22 protein-coding genes and 1 pseudogene are annotated in these 22,525 nt (G+C 72.2%); 6 read left to right on the top strand and 17 right to left on the bottom strand.

The window, feature by feature from the left end; all coding sequences use genetic code 11:
- Nucleotides 1-70: 70 nt before the first annotated feature.
- Together RWK90_RS12555 and RWK90_RS12550 are read left to right on the top strand one after the other, a co-directional pair.
- Complete coding sequence (locus tag RWK90_RS12555; RefSeq protein WP_396230332.1) at nt 71-442, top strand: ArsR/SmtB family transcription factor; 372 nt, start codon at nt 71-73, stop codon at nt 440-442.
- Between the two features lie 4 nt (nt 443-446).
- Nucleotides 447-893, top strand: coding sequence for a Fur family transcriptional regulator (locus tag RWK90_RS12550; protein WP_314037958.1), 447 nt, complete (start codon nt 447-449; stop codon nt 891-893).
- Nucleotides 894-1,554: 661 nt separating this feature from the next.
- Here the strand turns inward: RWK90_RS12550 and RWK90_RS12545 are convergent.
- The 14 genes and pseudogenes from RWK90_RS12545 to RWK90_RS12480 all read right to left on the bottom strand — a co-directional run bounded on the left by RWK90_RS12545 (nt 1,555) and on the right by RWK90_RS12480 (nt 16,818).
- On the bottom strand, nt 1,555-2,367 hold the full coding sequence (locus tag RWK90_RS12545) for an isoprenyl transferase (RefSeq protein WP_314037957.1): 813 nt from the start codon (nt 2,365-2,367) through the stop codon (nt 1,555-1,557).
- A complete protein-coding gene (gene recO / locus RWK90_RS12540; RefSeq protein ID WP_314037956.1) occupies nt 2,342-3,151 on the bottom strand; it encodes a DNA repair protein RecO in 810 nt (269 codons plus the stop codon). The genes RWK90_RS12545 and recO overlap by 26 nt, the downstream gene beginning before the upstream one ends.
- A gap of 46 nt (nt 3,152-3,197) precedes the next feature.
- Nucleotides 3,198-4,106 (bottom strand): GTPase Era, encoded by a 909-nt coding sequence (gene era, locus RWK90_RS12535; protein WP_314037955.1) that lies wholly within the window; start codon nt 4,104-4,106, stop codon nt 3,198-3,200.
- On the bottom strand, nt 4,103-5,428 hold the full coding sequence (locus RWK90_RS12530; protein ID WP_314037954.1) for a hemolysin family protein: 1,326 nt from the start codon (nt 5,426-5,428) through the stop codon (nt 4,103-4,105). The genes era and RWK90_RS12530 overlap by 4 nt, the downstream gene beginning before the upstream one ends.
- Nucleotides 5,429-5,432: 4 nt before the next feature.
- On the bottom strand, nt 5,433-5,915 hold the full coding sequence (gene ybeY / locus RWK90_RS12525) for an rRNA maturation RNase YbeY (RefSeq protein ID WP_007626431.1): 483 nt from the start codon (nt 5,913-5,915) through the stop codon (nt 5,433-5,435).
- Nucleotides 5,912-6,964: a PhoH family protein gene (locus RWK90_RS12520; protein ID WP_314037953.1), complete on the bottom strand. Its 1,053-nt coding sequence runs from the start codon at nt 6,962-6,964 to the stop codon at nt 5,912-5,914. Before RWK90_RS12520 ends, ybeY begins: the two co-directional genes overlap by 4 nt.
- Complete coding sequence (locus RWK90_RS12515; protein ID WP_314037952.1) at nt 6,961-7,758, bottom strand: 16S rRNA (uracil(1498)-N(3))-methyltransferase; 798 nt, start codon at nt 7,756-7,758, stop codon at nt 6,961-6,963. Before RWK90_RS12515 ends, RWK90_RS12520 begins: the two co-directional genes overlap by 4 nt.
- A gap of 9 nt (nt 7,759-7,767) precedes the next feature.
- Complete coding sequence (gene dnaJ, locus RWK90_RS12510) at nt 7,768-8,925, bottom strand: molecular chaperone DnaJ (RefSeq protein ID WP_314037951.1); 1,158 nt, start codon at nt 8,923-8,925, stop codon at nt 7,768-7,770.
- 53 nt (nt 8,926-8,978) lie between these two features.
- Nucleotides 8,979-10,019, bottom strand: a complete 1,041-nt coding sequence (hrcA, locus tag RWK90_RS12505; RefSeq protein WP_314037950.1) for a heat-inducible transcriptional repressor HrcA — start codon at nt 10,017-10,019, stop codon at nt 8,979-8,981.
- Between the two features lie 69 nt (nt 10,020-10,088).
- Entirely contained in the window at nt 10,089-11,300 is a 1,212-nt protein-coding gene (gene hemW, locus RWK90_RS12500; protein WP_314037999.1) for a radical SAM family heme chaperone HemW, read from the bottom strand.
- An 806-nt stretch (nt 11,301-12,106) separates the two neighbouring features.
- Nucleotides 12,107-13,480: pseudogene (locus RWK90_RS12495) on the bottom strand (wax ester/triacylglycerol synthase family O-acyltransferase); the annotation flags it as partial.
- 158 nt (nt 13,481-13,638) lie between these two features.
- Nucleotides 13,639-13,848, bottom strand: coding sequence for a hypothetical protein (locus RWK90_RS12490; RefSeq protein WP_314037949.1), 210 nt, complete (start codon nt 13,846-13,848; stop codon nt 13,639-13,641).
- A 9-nt stretch (nt 13,849-13,857) separates the two neighbouring features.
- A complete protein-coding gene (locus RWK90_RS12485) occupies nt 13,858-15,966 on the bottom strand; it encodes a M3 family metallopeptidase (protein ID WP_314037948.1) in 2,109 nt (702 codons plus the stop codon).
- A gap of 30 nt (nt 15,967-15,996) precedes the next feature.
- Nucleotides 15,997-16,818, bottom strand: coding sequence for a TSUP family transporter (locus RWK90_RS12480; protein WP_314037947.1), 822 nt, complete (start codon nt 16,816-16,818; stop codon nt 15,997-15,999).
- A 26-nt stretch (nt 16,819-16,844) separates the two neighbouring features.
- On the opposite strand from RWK90_RS12480, the gene RWK90_RS12475 reads away from it, so the two are divergent.
- A complete protein-coding gene (locus RWK90_RS12475; protein ID WP_314037946.1) occupies nt 16,845-17,357 on the top strand; it encodes a CGNR zinc finger domain-containing protein in 513 nt (170 codons plus the stop codon).
- Between the two features lie 28 nt (nt 17,358-17,385).
- Here RWK90_RS12475 and lepA read toward each other — a convergent pair whose 3' ends face one another.
- Nucleotides 17,386-19,245, bottom strand: coding sequence for a translation elongation factor 4 (gene lepA / locus RWK90_RS12470; protein ID WP_314037945.1), 1,860 nt, complete (start codon nt 19,243-19,245; stop codon nt 17,386-17,388).
- A gap of 59 nt (nt 19,246-19,304) precedes the next feature.
- On the bottom strand, nt 19,305-20,030 hold the full coding sequence (locus RWK90_RS12465) for an EthD domain-containing protein (RefSeq protein WP_314037944.1): 726 nt from the start codon (nt 20,028-20,030) through the stop codon (nt 19,305-19,307).
- A 32-nt stretch (nt 20,031-20,062) separates the two neighbouring features.
- Here RWK90_RS12465 and RWK90_RS12460 point away from each other — a divergent pair, with 32 nt between their 5' ends.
- A complete protein-coding gene (locus RWK90_RS12460) occupies nt 20,063-20,611 on the top strand; it encodes a type II toxin-antitoxin system PemK/MazF family toxin (RefSeq protein ID WP_314037943.1) in 549 nt (182 codons plus the stop codon).
- On the opposite strand, the gene RWK90_RS12455 is transcribed toward RWK90_RS12460, so the two are convergent.
- Nucleotides 20,596-21,417 carry a helix-turn-helix domain-containing protein gene (locus RWK90_RS12455; protein ID WP_314037942.1) on the bottom strand — a complete coding sequence of 274 codons (822 nt, stop codon included), beginning with the start codon at nt 21,415-21,417 and terminating at the stop codon, nt 20,596-20,598. The genes RWK90_RS12460 and RWK90_RS12455 overlap by 16 nt on opposite strands.
- A 51-nt stretch (nt 21,418-21,468) precedes the next feature.
- On the opposite strand from RWK90_RS12455, the gene RWK90_RS12450 reads away from it, so the two are divergent.
- Both RWK90_RS12450 and rpsT read left to right on the top strand, forming a co-directional pair.
- Nucleotides 21,469-21,969 carry a VOC family protein gene (locus tag RWK90_RS12450; RefSeq protein WP_396230331.1) on the top strand — a complete coding sequence of 167 codons (501 nt, stop codon included), beginning with the start codon at nt 21,469-21,471 and terminating at the stop codon, nt 21,967-21,969.
- Between the two features lie 180 nt (nt 21,970-22,149).
- On the top strand, nt 22,150-22,410 hold the full coding sequence (rpsT, locus tag RWK90_RS12445; protein ID WP_007629872.1) for a 30S ribosomal protein S20: 261 nt from the start codon (nt 22,150-22,152) through the stop codon (nt 22,408-22,410).
- Nucleotides 22,411-22,525: the final 115 nt, after the last annotated feature.

The following is a 22,525-nucleotide window of genomic DNA, read 5'->3' as shown; positions in this document are numbered from 1 at the left end:
GATACTGGGGTCCCCTACCCGACACGACGCCGACGGCGACCGAGCACGACCTCGAGCCCGGAAGGTGGAGATGATGGCAGCCGGACCCCGATCGACCGGACCCGCGCCGGTCGCGGACGTCCACGACGCGGACCACCGGGCCGTCCCCGTCCCCCTCCCGCCGGACGATGTGGTGTCTGCGGCGGGCGAACTGCTCAGGGCCCTGTCCGCTCCCCTACGTATCGCTATCGTCCTCCAGCTCAAGGAGGGTCCACGGTGTGTCCACGAGCTCGTCGACGCGTTGGGCGTGACCCAGCCACTGGTCAGTCAGCACCTCCGCGTCCTCAAGTCCTCGGGGGTCGTCTCGTCCCATCGCCAGGGCCGAGAGATGCGGTACGAGCTGCTGGACTCTCACCTGCTCAACATCGTCGAGGCGGCCGTCGGGCACGCCGGGGAGCAGTGACGCCGTGACCTCAGGCGGCAGGCCCATCGGCATACGCTCGACGCGCCAGCGCAGCGCGATCTCCGCGTTGTTGGACGAGTCCAAGGGATTCCGGTCGGCGCAGGATCTTCACGCCGAGCTGCGTGAGCGCGGCGACACGATCGGGCTCACGACCGTGTACCGGACCCTGCAGTCGATGGCCGACGCCGGCGCGGTCGACGTCCTGCGGACCGACTCCGGTGAACTGATCTTCCGTAAGTGCTCGGACTCGCACCATCACCACCTGGTGTGCCGACTCTGCGGGTTCACCGTCGAGGTCGAAGAGCCGGGCGTCGAGGTGTGGGCGCACCGCGCGGGTCGGGCCCACGGGTTCTCCGACGTCAGTCACACGGTGGAGCTGTTCGGCCTCTGCGCGCGGTGCACTGAGGCGGACGCCGCCGGCGGGCCTGAGGCCGGCGCCGCCGCCGACTGAGCCGCCGCCGACTGAGCCGCCGCCGGTCCGGCCCACCCGGCCACTCCCGCCCGCCCGGCCCACCCGGCCACGCCCGCCCGCCCGGCCCACCCGGCCACTCCCGCCCGCCCGGCCCACCCGGCCACGCCCGCCCGCCCGGCCCACCCGGCCACTCCCGCCCGCCCGGCCCACCCGGCCACTCCCGCCCGCTCGGGCCGCCCGGACACAGCCGCCCGCCTCCATGGCGTCCGGCGCGTACCGATGCGCAGGCGAGACGCCATGCCCGCGCGCGGCTGTCCACCGAGCGCGCATCGGCGGGGGCGAGACGCCATCGACGGGAGCGCCTGCGCGGCATCTGCGGGAGCGAGACGCCATGCCCGCGCGCGGCTGTCTTCCGAGTGCGCATCGGCGGGGGCGAGACGCCATCGATGGGAGCGCATGGGCGGCATCGGCGGGGGCGAGACGCCATCGACGGGAGCGCCTGCGCGGCATCTGCGGGAGCGAGACGCCATGCCCGCGCGCGGCTGTCTTCCGCGCGCGCATCGGCGGGGGCGAGACGCCATCGACGGGAGCGCCTGCGCGGCATCTCCGGGAGCGAGACGCCATCCACGGCAGCGGCTGCGCGACGGGCGGCAGCGGCTGCGCGACGGGCGGGAGCGCCTGCCCGGAATGCGCGCGCCGGTCAGGCCGGGGCGACGCCGCCGAAGCGACGGTCACGCTCGGCGTACTCCAGGCAGGCCGCCCACAGGTCACGACGGTCGAAGTCCGGGAACAGCGTGTCCTGGAAGACGAACTCCGCGTAGGCGCTCTGCCACAGCAGGAAATTGGAGGTCCGCAGCTCGCCGGAGGGCCGGAGGAACAGGTCGACGTCCGGCATGTCGGGCTCGTCGAGGAAGTCCGAGAAGTTCTCCTCGGTGATGTCATCGGGCCCGAGCTCGCCGGCGGCCACGCGGCGGGCGATGTCGCGGGCGGCGTCGACGATCTCGGCCCGCCCGCCGTAGTTCACGCACATGGCCAGGGTCATGACCGTGTTGTCCTTGGTGAGCTCCTCCGCCTCCTCGAGCTCGGAGATGACCGATCCCCACAGCCTCGGCCGCCGCCCGGCCCACCGCACCCGGACACCGAGAGCGTTCATCTCGTCGCGGCGGCGGCGCAGGACGTCGCGGTTGAAGCCCATGAGGAACCGGACCTCCTCCGGGCTGCGCTTCCAGTTCTCCGTCGAGAACGCGTACGCCGACAGGTACGGGATGCCCATCTCGATGCACCCCTGCACGACGTCCATGAGCACGGCCTCACCGCGCTTGTGCCCCTCCGTCCGGGGCAGTCCGCGCTCCTGCGCCCAACGGCCGTTGCCGTCCATGACCAGCGCGACGTGACGGGGCACGAACTCCGCGGGGATGGCGGGCGGCCGCGCGCCCGACGGGTGCGGGGCCGGTGGCCGGACCGTGGTCGCCTGCGGGGCGGGACGCTTACGGAATCTGGGTAGTCCGGGCACGGGGCTCCTCAACGGGTGGGACGGGTTCGGTGTCGGCGCCGACCAGACCGCGGTCGACCAGGGGGAGACTGCGCAGGTCGCGCTCGAGATGCCACTGCAGGTGCGCGGCGGCGATCCCGGAGGCCTGTCGCACCACCGCCGGTGAGGACAGGGCGACGGCGTCCCACCGCCCGGCCAGCAGCGCGGACAGGTGCTCGGCGACGCCGGGTGAGAGCATGGCACAGCCCTGGGGCCGGCAGTGCACGCACACGGTGCCGCCGGAGGCGACGTGGAACGCCCGGTGCGGGCCCACGACGCCACAGCGTACGCAGCAGTCGAGGACGGGTTCCCAGCCGGAGGCGGCCATGGCCCGCAGCAGGAACGCGTCCGCGACCAGGCCGGGCGCGCGGCGGCGTTCGGCGAGCGAGTGCAGGGCGCCCACGGCGAGTCCGAGCAGCCGCGGTGTGGGTGCGCCCTCCTCGCCGGCGAGCCGTTCCGCGGTCTCGAGCACCACGCAGCCGGAGGTGTACGCGGGATAGTCCGCCACCAGCTGGCGGGCGAGGGATTCGCGGCTGGAGGCCTGCCGGACTGTCCCCAGTCCGCTGTTGCCGCGGCCCGGGGCGATCTGCACCTCCACCACCGCGAACGGCTCCAGGCTGGCGCCCATCCGGGAGCGCGTGCGGCGGACGGCGCGGGCCACGGCGCGCACGAGGCCGTGGCGTTGCGTCAGCAGGGTGACGATGCGGTCGGCCTCGCCGAGGTCGTAGGTGCGTACGACGAGGCCCGTGTCGGTGAAGGGATGCATCCGGGCCTCCTCACTGTGCGCGTACCCCTAGTGTCCCACCGGCGGGCTAGAAGCCGAGGCGCCCCAGCATCTTGGGGTCGCGCTGCCACTCCTTGAGGACCTTGACGTGCAGGTCGAGGTAGACCTTGGTGCCGAGCAGCTGCTCGATGCCGGCGCGGGCGCGGGTGCCCACCTCGCGCATGCGGGACCCGCCCTTGCCCAGCACGATCGACTTCTGGCTCTGCCGCTCCACGTAGACGGTGGCGTGGACGTCCACCATGTCGTCGCGGCCCTCGTGCGGGAGGACCTCCTCGATCGTCACGGCGATCGAGTGCGGCAGCTCGTCGCGCACGCCCTCGAGCGCGGCCTCACGGATGAGCTCGGCCATGCGGGTCTCGTCGGACTCCTCGGTCACCACGTCGTCGGGGTAGAACTGCGGCCCCTCGGGCAGCAGGGACGCGATGACGTCCGCCACCACGTCGACCTGCTCGCCGGATGCGGCCGAGACCGGCACGACCTCGGAGTCCGGGCCGAGCAGCTTCGAGACGGCGACGAGCTGCTCCATGACCTTCTGCTTGGAGACGGTGTCGATCTTGGTGACCAGCCCCAGGATCGGCGTGGTGGGGCACAGCTTGCGGACCTGCTCGAGGATCCACCGGTCGCCGGGGCCGATCCGCTCGCCCGCGGGGATGCACAGGCCGATGAGGTCGACGTCGGAGTAGGTGTCCTCGACGAGGGCGTTGAGTCGCTCCCCGAGCAGGGTGCGGGGCCGGTGCAGGCCCGGGGTGTCGACGAGGATGATCTGCGCGTCGGGCCGGTGCACGATGCCCCGGATGGCGTGTCGGGTGGTCTGGGGCTTGGCGGAGGTGATCGCGATCTTCTCCCCCACCAGCGCGTTGGTCAGGGTGGACTTGCCCGTGTTGGGTCGGCCCACGAAGCTGACGAACCCGCTGCGGTAGTTCTCGGGAGTGCTCATCGGTTGTCCTCGCGCCGGGGGTGGTCGTCGGTGTCGTCGTCGTCGGTCTCGAGGGGTGTGGCCACCACGGTGACCACCTTGACCCGCCCGCGCCGGTCGTGCCCGCCCTCGGCGCGCAGGTCGAGGCCGTTGGAGACCACGTGCGCACCGGGCAGGGGGACGCGACCGAGCTCGAGGGCGAGCAGGCCGCCGATGGTCTCGACCTCCTCGGAGACCTCGTCGGGGAACTCGATGCCGAACAGGTCCGCGACCTCGTCCAGGCCGAGCCGGGCGGACAGGCGGTGACGCCCGTCGCCCAGGTCCTCGACGGGCGGGACCTCGGTGGTGTCGTACTCGTCGACGATCTCGCCCACGATCTCCTCGAGGATGTCCTCGATGGAGACGAGGCCGGCGGTGCCGCCGTACTCGTCGACGAGGATCGCCAGGTGATTGTGGTCGCGCTGCATCTCGGCCAGCAGATCGTCGATCCGCTTGGCGTCCGGGACGAACACCGCCGGACGCATCACGTCGGCGACGGGGGCGGCGCGGCCGTCCGGGTCGTCGAGGCGGGCCACGATGTCGCGCAGGTAGACCACGCCCACCACGTCGTCGGAGTTGTCGCCGTCGACCACGGGGATGCGCGAGTACCCGGACTTCACGGTGAGTCGGGCGGCCTGGCCGACGGTCTTGTCGGACTCGATCCACACCATCTCGGTGCGCGGCGTCATGACCTCGCGGGCGGTGGTGTCGCCCAGCTCGAACACGGACTGGATCATGCGGGACTCGTCGTCGGCCACGACGCCGCGTTCGCGGGCCATGTCGACGATCTCGAGCAGCTCGATCTCCGAGGCGAACGGTCCGTTGCGGAAGCCGCCGCCGGGGGTGACGGCGTTGCCGACGCCGACCAGCAGGCTCGCGATCGGCCCCAGCACGACCCCCGTCACGGACAGCGGCGTCGCGGCGCCGAGGGCGAGGGTGTACGCGTGCTGGCGGCCGAGGGTGCGGGGCCCGACCCCGGCGACGATGTACGCCGCGACCGTGGTGACCACGATCGCGGTGACCAGGGCCCAGACCCGGGAGTCGATGAACTCGTCGAACACCACGGTGAACAGCACCGCGGCGGCGATGAGGCTGATCATGTGCAGCAGGACGGTGACGTTGATGTACCGGGGGCGGACCCGGAGCATCGTCGACAGGCGCGCGGCGCCGTAGCGGTTGTCCTTGGCCATGTCCTCGACGCGCGCGACGGAGACCGTGCTCAGCGCGGCGTCGAGGGCGGCGAACAGTCCGGCGACGGGGATGAGCAGCACGGCCGCGACGGCCGTGTAGATGGTGGTGTCCACGTCGTCAGGCGTCCACTCTCGGGGACTCGTCGCGGTGGTCGTACCACTCGCCGAGCAGTTCGTTCTGCAGGCCGAACATCTCCCGCTCCTCGGCGGGTTCGGCGTGGTCGTAGCCCAGCAGGTGCAGGCACCCGTGGACGGTGAGCAGCGCGAGTTCGTGCGCCAGGGGGTGGCCGGAGCTGGCGGCCTGGTCGGCGGCGAACGCCGGGCACAGGACGATGTCACCGAGCATCGCGGGGCCGGGTTCGGGCAGGTCGGGCCGCCCGCCCGGGGTGAGCTCGTCCATGGGGAAGCTCATCACGTCGGTGGGCCCGGGCAGGTTCATCCACGTGACGTGGAGATCGGCCATGGTGTCCTTGTCCACCAGCGTGATCGACAGTTCGGCGGCCGGGTGGACGTCCATCCGGGCGATCACGAACGCGGCCACGTCGATGAGTTCTGCCTCGTCGACCTCCACGCCCGACTCGTTGGCGACCTCGATACTCATCGTCGGCGCTGCTCCCTGTTCCTGTGTGTGGTGGCGGGTCGCTCGCCTCGTTCGAGGCGGGCTTCGTGCTTGGCGTAGGCGTCGACGATCCGGCCCACGAGGGCGTGGCGGATCACGTCGCGCGAGGTCAGTTCGGAGAAGTGGATGTCGTCGACCCCGGTGAGGATGTCGCGCACGACCTTGAGGCCGGAGCGTTGCCCGCCGGGCAGGTCGATCTGCGTGATGTCGCCGGTGACGACGATCTTGGAGCCGAAGCCCAGGCGGGTGAGGAACATCTTCATCTGCTCGGGCGTGGTGTTCTGCGCCTCGTCGAGGATGATGAACGAGTCGTTGAGGGTCCGGCCGCGCATGTAGGCCAGGGGCGCCACCTCGATCACCCCGGCGGCCATGAGCTTGGGGATGGCCTCGGGATCCATCATGTCGTGCAGCGAGTCGTACAGCGGGCGCAGGTACGGGTCGATCTTCTCGTGCAGGGTGCCGGGCAGGTAGCCCAGGCGCTCACCGGCCTCGACCGCGGGCCGGGTGAGGATGATGCGGCTGACCTCCTTCGCGCGCAGGGCGGCCACGGCCTTGGCCATGGCGAGGTAGGTCTTGCCGGTGCCGGCGGGTCCGAGGCCGAACACGATCGTGTGGTCGTCGATCGCGTCGACGTAGCGCTTCTGTCCCAGCGTCTTGGGCCGGATCATGCCGCCGCGCCGGGAGAGGACGTCGGTGCCGAGGACCTCCTCCGGCGTGAGCGGTCCGGAGTCGGCGAGGATCTCCACCGAGCGTCGGACGGACGCGGGCGTGATCTCCACCCCCCGGCGCGCCTGCCGCAGCAGGTCGGAGACCACGCGCGAGGCCCGGTCCACGTCGGGAGGGTCGCCCGAGATGGTCATGGTGCCGCCGCGCACGTGCAGGTCGGCGGCGAGGAGATCCTCGAGGGCGCGGAGGTTGGCGTCGGCGGCGCCGAGCACCGCCATGGCGAGGTCCGGGTCCAGTTGGACCGCGGTGCGGGCGGGGGTGTCGCCGGCGGTGCTGTCGTTTCCTGCGGTGCTTACGTGGATCACTTCCCGTGTCGTGGAGGGGTTGGGTCGAGTGTAGACCCCGGGTCGGACCACCTCGGGGTGAGAACGCCGAGCGCGCCCAGGGCCACCGCCGCGGCGGTGGACGTGCGGAGGACCTCCGGCCCCAGGATCACGGGGCCGGCGCCGGCGGCGGTGAGCGCGCCGAGCTCGGCGTCGGAGACCCCGCCCTCGGGGCCGACGACGACGAGGACCCGCCGCACCGGCCCGGCCGCGGTCACCGCGTCCGCGAAACCGGTGGCGCCCTCCTCGTGCAGGACGAGGGCGCGGGCACCGGCGTCGACCTCGGAGGCGACGAGGGCGGCGAGGGCGGTCGAGTCCACCAGGTCACCGATCTCCGGCTCCCACGCCCGTCGCGACTGCTTGGCGGCGGCCCGCGCGGCGTTGGCCCACTTGGCGCGGCCCTTGTCGACCTTGGGCCCGGTCCAGCGACTCACGCAGCGTTCGGCCTGCCACGGCACGATCCGGTCAGCTCCGGCCTCCGTCGCCAGCTCGACCGCCAGTTCCGACCGCTCGGACTTGGGCAGGGCCTGGACGACCGTGACCTCCGGGGTCGGGCGTGGGACGTCCAGCCGGCTGACGACCTCGGCCTCGACGCGGCCGGAGCTCGTCGTCGTCACCACGCAGTCCGCCACCGCGCCCCGGCCGTCACCGACCCGGATCGCCTCGCCGGGACGGACCCGCAGCGCCGACCCGGCGTGGCGCCCCTCGGGGCCGTCGAGCACCACGGACCCACCGACGGCGGGGACGACGTCGGCGCGGAACAGGGACGGGGTCACGGGCGTGGGTCAGTGCCCGGCGACGGCGTCGCGCAGCCGGGAGAACAGGCCGCCGCGGCGGGCGGTGTCCTCGTTGACGACCTCGGCCGAGTCGCCGTCCAGACGGCGCAGCTGCTCCACCAGGTCGCGGCGCTTGCGGTCGAGCTTCTCGGGGATCACGACCTCCATGTGGACGGTGAGGTCGCCGGCCCCGCCACCGCGGACGCGGGGCATGCCGCGGCCGGTGAGGGTGACGGTGTGGCCGGGCTGGGTGCCGGCCGGGATCTCGATCTGCAGGGCCTCGCCCACGACCGTCTCCAGCTCGACCTCGCCGCCGAGCATGGCGTCGACCACCGGCACGCGCACGGTGCAGTGGAGGTCCTCGCCGTCGCGGACGAACACCGGGTGGGTGCGCTCGTTGACCTCGATGTAGAGGTCACCGGCAGGCCCGCCGCCGGGGCCGACCTCGCCCTGCCCGGCCAGGCGGATCCGCATGCCGCCACCGACGCCGGCGGGGATCTTGGCGGAGACGGTGCGGCGCTTGCGCACTCGCCCCTGGCCCGTGCACTCGCCACAGGGGTCGGTGATGATCTCGCCCGTGCCCGCACACGTCGGGCAGGGGCGGCTGGTCATGATGTTGCCGAGGAGCGAGCGCTGGACGGACTGGATCTCACCCTGGCCCTGGCACATGCCACAGGTGGCCGGCGGCGTGTCGGTGGCCGAGCCCTTGCCGTGACACCGCTCGCACAGCACCGCGGTGTCGACCTGGATCTCCTTGGTCACCCCGGTGGCGCACTCGTCGAGGCCGAGCGTGACGCGGATGAGGGCGTCCGACCCGGGCTGGACACGGCTGCGCGGGCCGCGGCCACCGCCGCCGGCACCGCCGCCGAAGAACGCCTCGAACACGTCGCCGAGTCCGCCGCTGCCGAAGCCGCCGCCGAACCCGCCGCCGTAACCGCCACCGCCCGACGAGTCGAGCGGGTCGCCGCCCATGTCGACGATGCGGCGCTTCTCCGGGTCGGTGAGGACCTCGTAGATCGCGGTGATCTCGCTGAACTTCTCACGCGCCTCGTCCGACGGGTTGACGTCGGGGTGGAGCTCGCGGGCGAGCTTGCGGTAGGCGCGCTTGATCTCGGACTCCGAGGCGCCCCTATCGACCCCGAGGGTCCCGTAGTAGTCGCGTGACACGTGTGGCCTTTCGTCGTGAATGAGTTCAGTCCAGGGCGGGAAGTGTACGGACGTCAGCGTCCGGTGAGGAGCTCGCCCACGTAGTGGGCAACAGCGGCGACCGAGGCGATTGTTCCCGGGTAGTCCATCCGTGTGGGCCCGAGCACCCCCATACCGCCGAACGTCTGCCCCTCCGCGCCGTACTGGGAGGACACCACGGAGGCGCCGCGGATCTCCGCGGCCTGCGTCTCCTCGCCGATCTGGACGGTCACCCCGCCCGGGCCGCCCCGGCCGACGGAGTGGGCCGCGGTGAGCAGGCGCAGGATCACCACCTGCTCCTCGAGGGCCTCGAGGACCGAGCGCAGCGAGCCGTCGAAATCGGCGGCGCTGCGGGTGAGGTTGGCGGTGCCACCGAGGACGATCCGGTCGTCGGGGTGCTCGACGAGGGTCTCCACCAGCACGGTCACGCAGCGCTCCACCGCGTCGCGGTAGTCGGGCCGGGCCCGCTCCCCCGTCGCGGCCAGCGCGTCGGACGCGTCGGCCAGTCGCTTGTCCGCGACCGCCTCGGACAGCAACCCGCGCAGCTCGGCGAGGTGGTCGTCCGACAGCGGGGCCGCCAGCTCGACCGTCCGCTGGTCGACGCGGCCGGTGTCGGTGATGAGCACCAGCAGCAGACGGGTGGGCGTCAGGCTCACCACCTCGAGGTGGCGCACCGTCGACCGTCCCAGGACCGGGTACTGGACCACGGCGACCTGGCGCGTGAGCTGGGACAGCAGCCGGGCCGCGCGGCGCAGGACGTCGTCGAGGTCCACGGCGCCCTCGAGGAACGCCCGGATCGCCCGCTTCTCGGCTCGCGAGAGCGGGGTGATCTCCTCGATGGAGTCCACGAAGTGGCGGTAGCCCTTCTCCGTGGGCACCCGCCCGGAACTGGTGTGCGGTTGGACGATGAAACCCTCGGCCTCGAGCACCGCCATGTCGTTACGGATGGTGGCGCTCGAGACGCCCAGCGAGTGGCGGTCGACGAGGGCCTTGGAGCCCACGGGCTCGTGGGAGGCGATGTAGTCGGAGACGATCGCGCGCAGGACCTCGGTCCTACGATCGGCCGTACTCGACATACCCCGCTCCTCCCCTGCTCCTGTTGGTCGTTCTCCCGCCGATTCTAAGCCAGTTCCTGCGGCGACGGCTCACACGAGGATGTCGCGGACCACGCCGTCGGCGAGCAGCCTGCCCTTCTCGGTGAGCGCGTACCCCGGGCCCGCCGGGTGGTCGGCGTCCCGGCGACGCAGCAGCCCGGCCGACACCCGCTCGTCGGCGCGCGCACGCTCGTCCGGCGTGAACGCGTCGTCGCCCAACCCCTCGGCCAGCCGGAGGCCGGTCATGATCCGCTCGATGTGACGGTCGTCGCCGTCGAGCATCTCCCCTCCGTCGACGGGCAGCCGCCCGGCATCGCACTCGGCGGCGTAGCGCGCGGGGTGCTTGACGTTCCACCACCGGGCCCCGGCGACGTGGGAGTGCGCACCCGGTCCGATGCCCCACCAGTCGCCGCCGCGCCAGTAGCCGATGTTGTGGCGGCAGTAGGCGGAGGGGTCGGTGGCGAAGTTGGAGACCTCGTACCAGTGGAAGCCGGCGCGGGCGAGGCGGTCGGCCACCTGTTCGTAGCGGTCCGCCAGCACGTCGTCGACGGTGCCGGGCATCTCCCCGCGGCGGATCCGGCGGGCCAGGGCGGTGCCGTCCTCCACGATGAGCGAGTACGCGGAGACGTGGTCGACCCCGGCGTCGACGACCGCGTCGAGGGTCCGCGCGAGGTCGTCCCCGGTCTCCCCCGGCGTGCCGTAGATGACGTCGAGGTTGACGTGCTCGAACCCCGCGCGCAGCGCCTCGGCGACCGCCTCCTGCGGCCGGCCGGGCGTGTGGGTCCGGTCGAGGATGCGCAGGACGTGCGCCGCGGTGGACTGCATGCCCAGGGAGATGCGTGTGAACCCGCCCTCCCGCAGGCGCTCGAAGAACTCGGGCGAGGTGGATTCGGGGTTGCTCTCCGTGGTGACCTCGGCCCCCGGTGCGAGTCCGAAGGCCGCGTCGATGCGGCCGAGCAGACCCACGAGGACGTCCGCTCCGACCAGGGACGGGGTACCGCCGCCGATGAAGACGGTGTCGACGGTCGGTGGCGTCCCGGCGGCGGACAGCGCCCGGGCGGCCCGGTCGATCTCGATCGCGGCGGCGCGTTCCCAGTCGACGGGTGAGGTCGCCGAGCCGAGCTCGCCGGCGGTGTAGGTGTTGAAGTCGCAGTAGCCGCAGCGGGTGGAGCAGAACGGCACGTGCAAGTAGATGCCGAAGGGCGCCTGGGGGTCTCGGGCCGGGGGCGTGCTCGCCAGCTCGGCCGGGTCGTGTGGCGCGATCGTCACATCCGACCGGTCTCGGTGTCCGATCCGGTCTCACCTCCTGTCGTGCCCGGGGTGGGCAGCGTCTCGATCGGCGGGGTCGTGGTCGCCGAGAGATCGTCGTCTCCGGAAACTGTAGCCGCAGGTGCGCTGTACGTCGGTGTCCGGGCAGCGTCGTCGGGGGTGCCCGGGCCCGCAGGCGTGTGGGGCACGGCGGTCGGACGGTCGGGCCCCGCCTCTCCGCCGGGGGTGGCGGCCGCGGGGGCACTGTAGGTCGGCGCCTGCGCGGCGTCGTCGGGCGTCGCCCGGCCCGCGGGGGTGTCCGGCACGGCGGACGGTCGGCCGGGACCCGCACCGCCCCCGGACGTGGCGGCCGGCTTGGAACCGGTGGGCTTGGCGCGCCGCTTGGCCGCCGCACTCGTACCGGCTCCGGACTTCCCGGCCGGGGCCTTCCTCGCGGGCGCTTTCGTGGCCGGTGTCTCCTTGGCCGGTGTCTTCTTGGCCGGTGCCTTTGCCGCCGCGGTCTTCTTGGCGGGAGCCTTCTTGGCCGCGGTTTTCTTGGCGGGAGCCTTCTTCGCGGGAGCCTTCTTGGCGGGCGTCGGCGGGCCCGCCGGCTGCTCGGGCTCCGCCGGGTCCGCCGCACCGGCCGGGTCGCCGGCCTCCCCGGCGTCCGCGGGACCGGTGGGACCGATCGATTCGGCGGCGTCGGCGTTCTCCCGCAGCTTCCTGGCGGCGGCGCGCTGCTCCCGGCGCTGCCGGCCCAGTTCCTCGACCGACCTGCGCTCCGTGGACGGGGCGCCGTCGCGCTCGCGTACCTCCGCCGCGGCGACGAGCTCCGCCAGGGCGTCACCGACCGCGTTCGCCAGCGGCCACGGGTCCGGCACCAGGTCCTTGCACGCGATGAAGCCGAAGTGCAGGCGCCCGTCCAGCGACATCACCGTGCAGTTCAGGCCCGCACCGTGGAACACCGGGCCGAGCGGCATCATCTTCTCGATCCTCGCGCCCAGGAAGTACAGCGGGAAGTTGGGCCCGGGAACGTTCGAGATGACGAGGTTGTGCACGACGGGGTGCCGCTCGGACAGCCGCAGCCTCGAGTACATGCGCACGGCGGAGCCGAACACCGACGGTGCCGCGAACTGCGCCCAGTCGGTGAGCAGGTTGGCGTCGAGCGCATCGGTGTGGTCCTTGGCCACGGTGTTGGCGTCGCGGATCGCCTCGAGCCGCCCCACCGGGTCGTCGATGTCCGTGGCCAGCGACATGAACATGCCCGACACCCGGTTGGTGCCGGGCCTGGACTCCGCGGCGTGTACGGACATGGGCACCATCGCGATGAGAGGCTTGCGCGGCCGGGCGTCCAGCCCGTCGAGGTAGGTGCGCAGCGCGGTCGAACACACCGCCAGGACCACGTCGTTGACCGTGGTGCCGAAGGCGTTCTTCACGCGCTTGATGTCCTCGAGGTCCACACTGGCGAACGAGATGGACCGGTGCCCGGTGATCGTGCGGTTGAACGGGGTCCGCGGCGCGGTGAACGGCGCGGGCATGGCCAGCCCCTTGCGGGCCCGGTTGATCCACGAGGGCAGCACGCCGAGCGTGCCCGGGAGCAGCGTGGCCAGCCGCCACGGCGTGGCCAGCCGCGACAGGGCCCCGCCCACGGCCAGCTCGATCGCCCCCGACCCGCCGGCGGTCTCCGCGACCAGCGCCTCGTCGAGTTCCGGGTCCTCCGGCGTCAGGGTGCACAGCTGCGAGAGCATGTTGGCCCCCGTGACCCCGTCCACGGTCGAGTGGTGCATCTTGGCGAAGACGGCCACGCGGCCGTCGGGCAGGCCCTCGATGACGTACATCTGCCACAGCGGCATCGACCGGTCGATCGGCTGGCCGGCCAGGTGAGCGCACAGCTCCGCCAACTCGAGGTCACCACCGGGTGCCGGGATACCGACCCGATGCAGGTGATGGTCGATGTCGAAGGCCTCGTCCTCGACCCACACCGGGTGGTCCACGTTGAGCAGCGAATCGTGGAGTTTGCGACGGAACGGCGGCATCCCCTTGATCCGGCGGGCCAGTTCGTGCCGCACCGCCTCGAAGGAGTACCCGTCGGGCATCTCCGAGACGTCGAGGACGATCAGCCCGCACACGTGCAGGAGCTGGGACCTGGTCTCGAAGTACAGGAAGCTGGCGTCCAGTCCGCTCAAGCGCTGCATGGAGGGAGTGTACGTCCGGGTATGGCCCCACGGGCCGCGTTGCACGCGTTCGCCGGGACGCCGATGTGAACGGGTCTACAGCACCTCGACGAGGACCCACGCGATCACGACGAGCGCGATCAACAGGACGAGGGCGAGAGTCACACGCGACCGGGGCATCAGCGGACCTCCTTCCCGGTCTCGGCGGTCCGCGACGCGACCAGCGCACGGAACTTCTGGACGAGGACGTCCGCGATCCACTCCACCGCCACGGCGGCGAGGAGGAACAGCGGCAGCCCCATCACGAGCAGGATCGCGACCTGCAGCGCGAACGGCAGGGTGGCGAGCCAGAGTTCGACCCTGTCCCACAGCTGCAGGAACCCGGTCACGCAGGGATCCTACGACCGCCCGGTGGCGGCGGCGCGGCGGCCTCCCACCACCGAGGAGTCGAGCCCGCGGCGCCGCAGCAGCGCGGCCGTGCTCGGCTCGGACCCGCGCATCCGCCGATAGGCGTCCAGGAAGTCGATCGCCCCGCCCCGGGAGAGCACCTCGCGGCGCATCCGGTCGCCCGACTCCCGCTTCAGACCCCCGCGCTCGACGAACCACTCGGCGGCGTCGGCGTCGAGCACCTCGGCCCAGAAGTACGAGTAGTACGCGGCGGAGTACCCGCCGGCGAAGACGTGCTGGAAGTACCGCGACCGGTACCGCGGCTCGATCCCCGGGACGTCGAGGCCGGCGTCCGCCAGCACCCGGGCCTCGAACTCGTCGACGTCGGTGACGGCCTCGGCCTCCTCCGGCGAGAGGGAGTGCCACGCCAGGTCGAGCAGAGCGGCGGCGAGGTACTCGACGGTGGCCTGGCCCTCGCCGAAACGCTCGGCCTCCTTCAGCCGCTCGACCAGCTCCGCGTCGATCGGCTCCCCGGTCTCGACATGGCGGGCGTAGTGCGCGAGCATCTCGGGGCGGCGCGCCCACATCTCGTTGACCTGCGAGGGGAACTCGACGAAGTCGCGCGGGACCGAGGTGCCGGAGAACACCGGGTACTCCACGTCCGACAGCAGGCCGTGCAGGGCGTGCCCGAACTCGTGGAACATCGTGGTGACCTCGTCCATGGTGAGCAGCGTGGGCTGCCCCGCCGCGGGACGGGCGAGGTTCATGACGTTGACGACGACCGGGCGCGAGCCCAGGAGCCGCGACTGGTCGCGGAACGAACTCATCCACGCGCCGCCGCGCTTGGTGGGGCGGGCGTAGTAGTCCAGCAGCAGCAGACCCACGCCGGCGTCGGGCTCCGCCCGCTCGTCGTCGAACACCTCGATCACGCGGACGTCGGGCAGGTACCCGGCGAGGTCGGTGCGCTCGGCGAAGCGCAGGCCGTACAGCTGCGACGCCGCGTGCATGACGCCGTCGCGGAGGACCCGCTCGAGCTCGAAGTACGGACGCACGGTCGCGTCGTCCACGCGGAACCGCTCGGCGCGCAGCCGCTCGGACTCCCACGCCCAGTCGGCCGGGTGCAGCTCGCGCTCCTCCCCGCCGAGCAGGTCCTTGGCCTCGTTCCGGGCGTTGGTGACGGCGGCGTCGACCACGTCGAGCAGCAGGCCCCGCGCCGCGTCGGGAGTCCCCGCCGTCTCGACCGCGAGCACGTGCTCCGCGTGGGACCCCAGCCCGAGCAGCCGGGCACGCTCGGCGCGCAGGCGCACGATCTCCAGCACGATCGGGGTGTTGTCGTGGCCGGGGGTCGCGCCCCGGGCCAGCGAGGCCTCGGACACGCGGCGACGCAGCCCGGCGTCGTCGAGCCACGCGGTGATCGGCTGGACGGTGGGCAGGCCCAGCGGGATCAGCCAGCCGTCCCGGCCGGCGTCGGCCGCGCTCGCGGCGAGGGTGGCCCGCATCGACTCCGGGAGCCCGGCGAGCTCGGCCTCGTCGGTCACGGGGACGGCCAGCTCGGTGGTCGAGGCGAGCAGGTTCTCGCCGAACTCGGTGGTGAGCTCGGCGAGGCGGGTGTCGATCGCGGTGAGGCGGGCCCGGTCCGGGTCGTCGAGCGCGGCACCGGCGCGGAGCAGGTCCCGGTGGTGCCGGCGGACGAGTCGCTCGGTCTCCTCGTCGAGGTCCAGCTCGCCGGCCTCGAGCGCGGCGTGGACGGCGTCGACGCGGGCGAACAGGCCCGGGTCCGTCATCACGGACGAGCGGTGGGCGGCGAGCAGCGGCGAGACGACCCGATCCACGGCGAGGCGGGCGGGCGTGGCGTCCGGTCCGAGCAGCCCGTAGAAGAGGGACAGCACGCGGTCCAACGCCGACCCGGACCGCTCGAGGGCGACCACCGTGTTCTCGGCGGTCGGTGCCTCGGGAGTGGCGACGATCGCGGCGATCTCCGCGGCGTGGTCGTCGATCGCGGTGCGGATGGCCGGTTCCAGGTCCTCGTCGCGGACCGCCGCGAAGTCGGGCAGCCCGTACGGCAGCGGGGACTCGTCGAGCAGCGGGTGACGCGGGGCCTCGGGGCTCGGAAGGGTCATGCCGGGCAGTCTACGTCCGCCACCGACCCGTCAGAGCCACTGCGTGGCCGTCTCCCACGCCAGCCGCGCCGCGAGGATCGAGATGACGACCAGGAACACGGTGCGGATGAACTCGTTGCCGTGCCGCATCGCCATCCGGGCCCCGATGAACCCGCCCGCCAGGTTCGCCACCGCCATGCACCCGCCGATGAGCCACAGCAGTTCGCCGTGGAGGCCGAACACGAGGATCGAGGCGATGTTGGTGGTGAGATTGGCGAGCTTGGCCGCGACGGTGCCCTGGAGGAAGCCGAAGCCGAGCAGCGCGACGATCGCGATGACGAAGAACGAGCCGGTGCCCGGGCCGAGCACCCCGTCGTAGAAGCCGATCACGAGCCCGATGAGCGCGGAACGCCAGGTCCGCGCCCAGCCCGCGTGTCGCTCCTCGTGCACGCGGCCCATCGTCGGCTTGAACCACGTGTAGGCCCCCACCGCGATCACGGCGACCAGGACGATGGGGGTGAGCAGGTCCTTGGGGATGAACCGCGCCACCGACGACCCCGCCGCGGACCCGGCGAACGCCGCCACCACCAGCGGCAGCACCATCGCCACCGGCACCCTGATCTTCCGGAGATAGGTCAGGGTGGCCACGAGCGTCCCCGCCACGGAGGAGAGCTTGTTGGTGCCGAGCACCTCGGGGGTCGAGGCCTCGGCCGGCAGGGCGATCACCAACGCGGGGAGCTGGATGAGGCCGCCACCGCCCACGACCGAATCGACCCAGCCCGCGACGAACGCCGCGAGGACCAGGGCCACGAGGACCCAGAACGAGACGCCGAGGGCGGAGGACGAGACGATGCTCGCGACGGGGGTGGGCATGCCGATCACTGTGCTGTAATCGGTTTGTGTATATCAACCCTTACGGGGCCGATCCGGTCACCCTGGCCGCCGACCTGGCCAACCGCCGCCCCCGCTCCACCCGCGAACTGGTGGACCGCTGCCGCGAAGCGGGGGTGACGATCGACCGGGAGGCCTCGGACGCGGACCTCGCGGAGGTCGGGGCGTTCCTCGACGCGTGGCTCGTCGTCGTCGACACCACCGAGCCCCGGGGACGCGCCGACGCCCTCAACGCGCTCCTCGCCGTCCACGCCGAGCCCCCGCGCCTCACCGACCACGACGGGCACTGGCACGTCCACTACCGCGCCGACGACGTCAGCTTCGCCCGCTTGCTCACCGCCATGTTCTCCGTCGGCACCGCCCTGCACCTCACCTCACGCGGCATCGACCGGCTCGCGCGGTGCGCGGCCGACGACTGCGACGCCGTCTTCGCCGACACCACCCGCAACGGGCGCAAGGCCTACTGCTCGACGCGCTGCACCAACCGCTGCGCCGTGCGCCGCCACCGCGCCCGGGCCTGACGGCCGCCGGGCGGCCCGGGTCGCGGGACTACTTCTTCTCCGCGCTCGAATCCGCCGACAACGCCGCCACGAAGGCCTCCTGCGGCACGTCCACCCGACCGATGGACTTCATCCGCTTCTTACCCTCCTTCTGCTTTTCCAGCAGCTTGCGCTTACGGCTGATGTCGCCGCCGTAGCACTTGGACAGCACGTCCTTGCGGATGGCGCGGATGTTCTCGCGCGCGATGATCTTCGACCCGATCGCCGCCTGGACCGGCACCTCGTACTGCTGACGCGGGATGAGCTCCTTGAGCTTGACCGTCATCTTGTTGCCGTACGCCTGCGCGTGGTCACGGTGCACGATCGCGCTGAACGCGTCCACGGCCTCGCCCTGCAGCAGGATGTCGACCTTGACCAGGTCCGCGATCTGCTCGCCGGCCTCCTCGTAGTCCATCGACGCGTAGCCCTTGGTGCGGGACTTGAGGGAGTCGAAGAAGTCGAAGATGATCTCGCCCATCGGCAGGACGTAGCGCAGCTCGACGCGCGTCTCCGACAGGTAGTCCATGCCCTTCATCTCGCCACGCTTGGACTGACACAGCTCCATCGTCGTGCCCACGTAGTCGCTCGGCACGATGATCGTGCACTTGACGATCGGCTCGTAGACCTCGCGGTTCTTGCCCTCGGGCCAGTAGGACGGGTTGGTGACCTGGTGCTCGGTGCCGTCCTCGGCCACCACCCGGTAGACCACGTTGGGCGCGGTGGAGATGAGGTCGAGGTTGAACTCGCGCTCGAGTCGGTCGCGGGTGATCTCCATGTGCAGCAGGCCCAGGAAGCCGCAGCGGAAGCCGAAGCCCAGCGCCACCGACGTCTCCGGCTCGTAGTCCAGGGACGCGTCGTTGAGGCGCAGCTTGTCCAGGGCGTCACGCAGCACCGGGTAGTCCGACCCGTCGATCGGGTACAGGCCCGAGAAGACCATCGGGTTGGGCTCGGCGTACCCCGGCAGCGGCTCCTCGGCACCGTGGCGCGCCGCGGTGACCGTGTCGCCGACCTTGGACTGGCGCACGTCCTTCACGCCGGTGATGAGGTACCCCACCTCGCCGGGGCCGAGCCCCTCCGTGGCCTTGGGCTCGGGCGAGATGATGCCCACCTCGAGCGCCTCGTAGGTGGTGCCCGTGGACATCATCTTGACCTTCTCGCGCGGCTTGAGCGAGCCGTCCACGACGCGGACGTAGGTCACCACCCCGCGGTAGGTGTCGTACACGGAGTCGAAGATCATCGCGCGGGCCGGCGCCTCCGGGTCGCCCACCGGCGCGGGAATGGTCTCGCACAGCTTGTCGAGCAGCTCCTCCACGCCGGCGCCGGTCTTGCCCGACACCCGCAGGACGTCACCCGGCTCGCAGCCGATGATGTGGGAGATCTCCTCGGCGAACCGGTCGGGGTCCGCGGCCGGCAGGTCGATCTTGTTGAGCACGGGGATGATCTCGAGATCGTTCTCCATGGCCAGGTACAGGTTGGCCAGGGTCTGCGCCTCGATGCCCTGCGCGGCGTCCACCAGCAGGATCGCGCCCTCGCACGCCTCCAGCGCACGGGAGACCTCGTAGGTGAAGTCGACGTGGCCGGGGGTGTCGATCATGTGCAGGACGATCTCCTCGCCCTCGTGCGCACCGGAGCGCGGCACCCACGGCAGGCGGACGTTCTGCGCCTTGATGGTGATGCCGCGTTCGCGCTCGATGTCCATGCGGTCCAGATACTGGGCGCGCATGAGGCGCTCCTCGACCACGCCGGTCAGCTGCAGCATCCGGTCGGCCAGCGTCGACTTGCCGTGGTCGATGTGCGCGATGATGCAGAAGTTCCTGATCCTGGCCGGATCGGTGAACGTCGTCTCTGCGAAGTTGGGAATCTCGATCACTCCTGGAGGCGGGCCCGGGTGATGCTGGATTGCGGTCCGTCCGGGCGATCACCCCATTGTCACACGCCCGCAGCCCGAACACCCATCACGTATCGCCCGGTGGGGACGGCGTCCACGGTGCCGTCGTCGAGGAACCGCGCGGTGGAGCTGGTCATCGCGCGCATGTTGGCCGTCATGCGCTCCTCGCTGCCGCGCGCGTCGAAGAACACGGCGAGGTCGGTGGCGGCCCCGATCGGGAACACCTCCTCGACGATCCCGTCGATCACCGGGGCGTCCGCCGTCAGCGCGCGGACCACCGCGTGTTGCGTGTAGGAGGTGGTCGACTGGGTCCCGATCGCCACGGGGGTGTGCTCCTCGAGCCAGCAGTGGAGCCACTCCTCGCGCCCGATCCGCCCCGGCCGGCGCAGGAAGGCGATGTTCGCCATCCCCTCGCACCGCCCGTCCGGCCCGGGTTCGGGGGCGGGCAGGGGTTCGGAGGCGGTGGTCGACCACGCCGAGACGGGGCCGACGGCCCGCAGCGCCGTGATGACCTCGGCGCACGCGGTGGCCGAGGCGACGGGCACCCGGGCCCGGATCACCGCGAGCACGGGACGTTCGGTGACCCGGACGTCGATCAGCGCGCCGGCGACCTGCTCGTCGCGGACGTTGACCACGTACTCCCGGACGCCGAGCGCGGCCAGCGGCGCGGCGGCGGCCCCGCCGATCCGCGCGAGCACCTCCCCGGCCGCCTCCGGGCCCGCCGGGTCACCGTCGCCGCCCCACACCACCGCCACGAGCATGTCCATGGGCCGATCCTAGGGCGGTTACGCTGACGGGCATGGCTATCGACTGGGCCCGCGTGGGTCGCACGGCGGTCCGGATGGGCCGCAGATACGGACCGACGGTCGCACGCGAGGTGCGCAGGCGGTTGGACGACCGCGCGCCCTCCCCCGCCCTCTCGCGGCGGTCCGGCGCGGCGGGCCGGCCCGCCACCACCCGCACCGCCCCCACCTCGAGCCGCGCCCGCACGATCACCTACGCCCCGGACCTGGACGGTCACGCCGACCCGGGCGAGATCGTGTGGACGTGGGTGGAGTTCGAGGAGAACGACGGGCGCGGCAAGGACCGTCCGGTCCTGGTGGTGGGGCGCGACGGGGACCGCCTGCTCGGCCTGCAGCTCTCCTCGAGGGAGAGAAGGGACGACGACGAGGGGTGGCTCGGACTCGGATCAGGCCCGTGGGACTCCGAGGGCCGACCGAGCTGGGTACGCCTGGACCGGGTGCTGGACGTCCCCGAGCAGGGCATCCGACGCGAGGGCGCGATCTGCCCGCGTGAGAAGTTCGACCGGGTCGCCGAGCGGCTCCGCGCGGACTACGGGTGGCGCTGACGCCGGTAGTCCCGCGCCGCGAGCCCGAGCGTCGAGCGGAAGTCCGCCGCGAGGTGTGACTGGTCCGCGTACCCGAGCTCGGCGGCGACGTCGGCGATCGTCAGGTGACGGTCCCGCCGCAGCCGCAGCGCCGCCTCCTGCAGGCGGTAGCGGCGGATGATCCGCAGCGGGGACAGCCCGATGTGGTCCGCGGCCAGACGCTGCAGGGCCCGGGTCGACATCCCCATCCGGCGGGCCAGGTGGCCCACCCCGACGATCTCCGGATCGCTCTCCACCATCTCGATGAGCCGGTCGGCCGTACGCGCGCTCTCGGCCTCGCGCCCGGGAGCCCGGGCCGCGGTCGTCCACCACGCGGACATGACCCGGGCGGCCGCCGCGTCGTCGCCCTCCTCCATGCACCGTGCGACCTCGGCCTCGAGTTGCTCCGCCCCGGGGAACGGGACCTCCGCGTCGACGATCTCTGCGGGGGCGACCCCCAGCGTGGCCAGACCGACGGCGCGCAGGAGCACGCCGAACGCCCATCCCCGCCCCTCGAGATGCCGGGAGGAGGCGGACGTGGTCGGCCCGGACAGGGTGATGCCCCCGGGCTGGACGACCAGGTTCGCCGCGGGGAACGGCAGCAGCGCCTGGGTGGACACCTCGCCGTCCGGTAGGTCCCACCGCGCGATCCAGTACCACCGGACGAGGTGGGCCAGCCCGTCCGGCACCGCACGCCGGTGGAACGTGGGTAGTGCGTCGGGATAGAGAACGCCCCGCGCGTCGTCGAGACCGCTCATCCCGCACCCCCGATCCGTCGGAGTGGACATCTGTCGCGAATCTACAAGTTCGTGCGCGGCCCCGCCCCTAGCGTCATGGGCATGAGCACACAGGATCGGCCGGCCGGGGTGACCGGCGAGCACACGACGGACGGGATCCCCCACGGGCACACGAGCCTGACCCCGTTCCTGGCGCTGCGGGACCCCGCCGGGGCGCTGCGCTTCTACGAGTCAGCCTTCGGCGCCCGCGTCTGCGGCGTGACCGAGATGGGCGGGCTCCTCGTCCACGCCGAGCTCGACTTCGGTGCGGGCAGGCTGCAGATCGGCGCCGTCAACCCGGAGTACGGCCTCGTCGCGATGCCCGACGGCGACGACGACTGCTACTCGCTCGGCCTGTACTGCCCGGACGTCGACGGCGTCGTCGACCGCGCGGTCGCCCTCGGCGCGACGGTCCGCGAGCCGGTCACGACCTTCGTCTCGGGCGACCGCTACGCCTCCCTCCGTGACCCCTTCGGGGTGCGGTGGTCGGTGATGACCCGTGTCGAGGACCTCTCCGACGCCGAGAGCGACCGTCGGGTGGCCGAGTGGGCGGCGTCCCAGTAACGTTGTCTGGCGTCGACGGGGGTCGGCCGACGTTTTGGCCGGTGAGAACCCCACTGGTAAAGTGGGCCGTCGGTGTCCACCGGAGCACGTTCCACGTGCCCGCACGGACGAGACGACCAGACATCAGATCGGCGGGATCCCCTCGTGGAGCCGTCGACACACGACATAAAGGTGTGACGAGTGGCCAACATCAAGTCCCAGATCAAGCGGAACCGCACCAACGAGCGCAACCGCCTCCGTAACCAGTCGACCAAGTCGGCTCTGCGTACCGCCATCCGCAGCCTGCGCGAGGCCACCGAGTCCGGTGACAAGGAGAAGGCCGGCGCCCTGCTCGTCGCCACCTCCCGCCAGCTCGACAAGGCCGCCAGCAAGGGTGTCATCCACCAGAACCAGGCCGCCAACAAGAAGTCGGCGCTGACCAAGGCCGTCAACAGCCTCTGAGTCACCCCGGCGCTCCCGGCCGGGAGCCGCCCAGCCCCGCGTCAGCGCCACCGACGCGTCGAGGCTCCGAGGGCCCACCCCGCACCACGCGTGCGAGGTGGGCCCTTGTCGTGTG

It is taken from the genome of Dietzia sp. CH92, from assembly GCF_032248695.1.
Lineage (GTDB): Bacteria > Actinomycetota > Actinomycetes > Mycobacteriales > Mycobacteriaceae > Dietzia.
The sequence above is the reverse complement of the archived record's forward strand: the minus strand, read 5'-3'. Positions and strand labels throughout refer to the sequence as shown.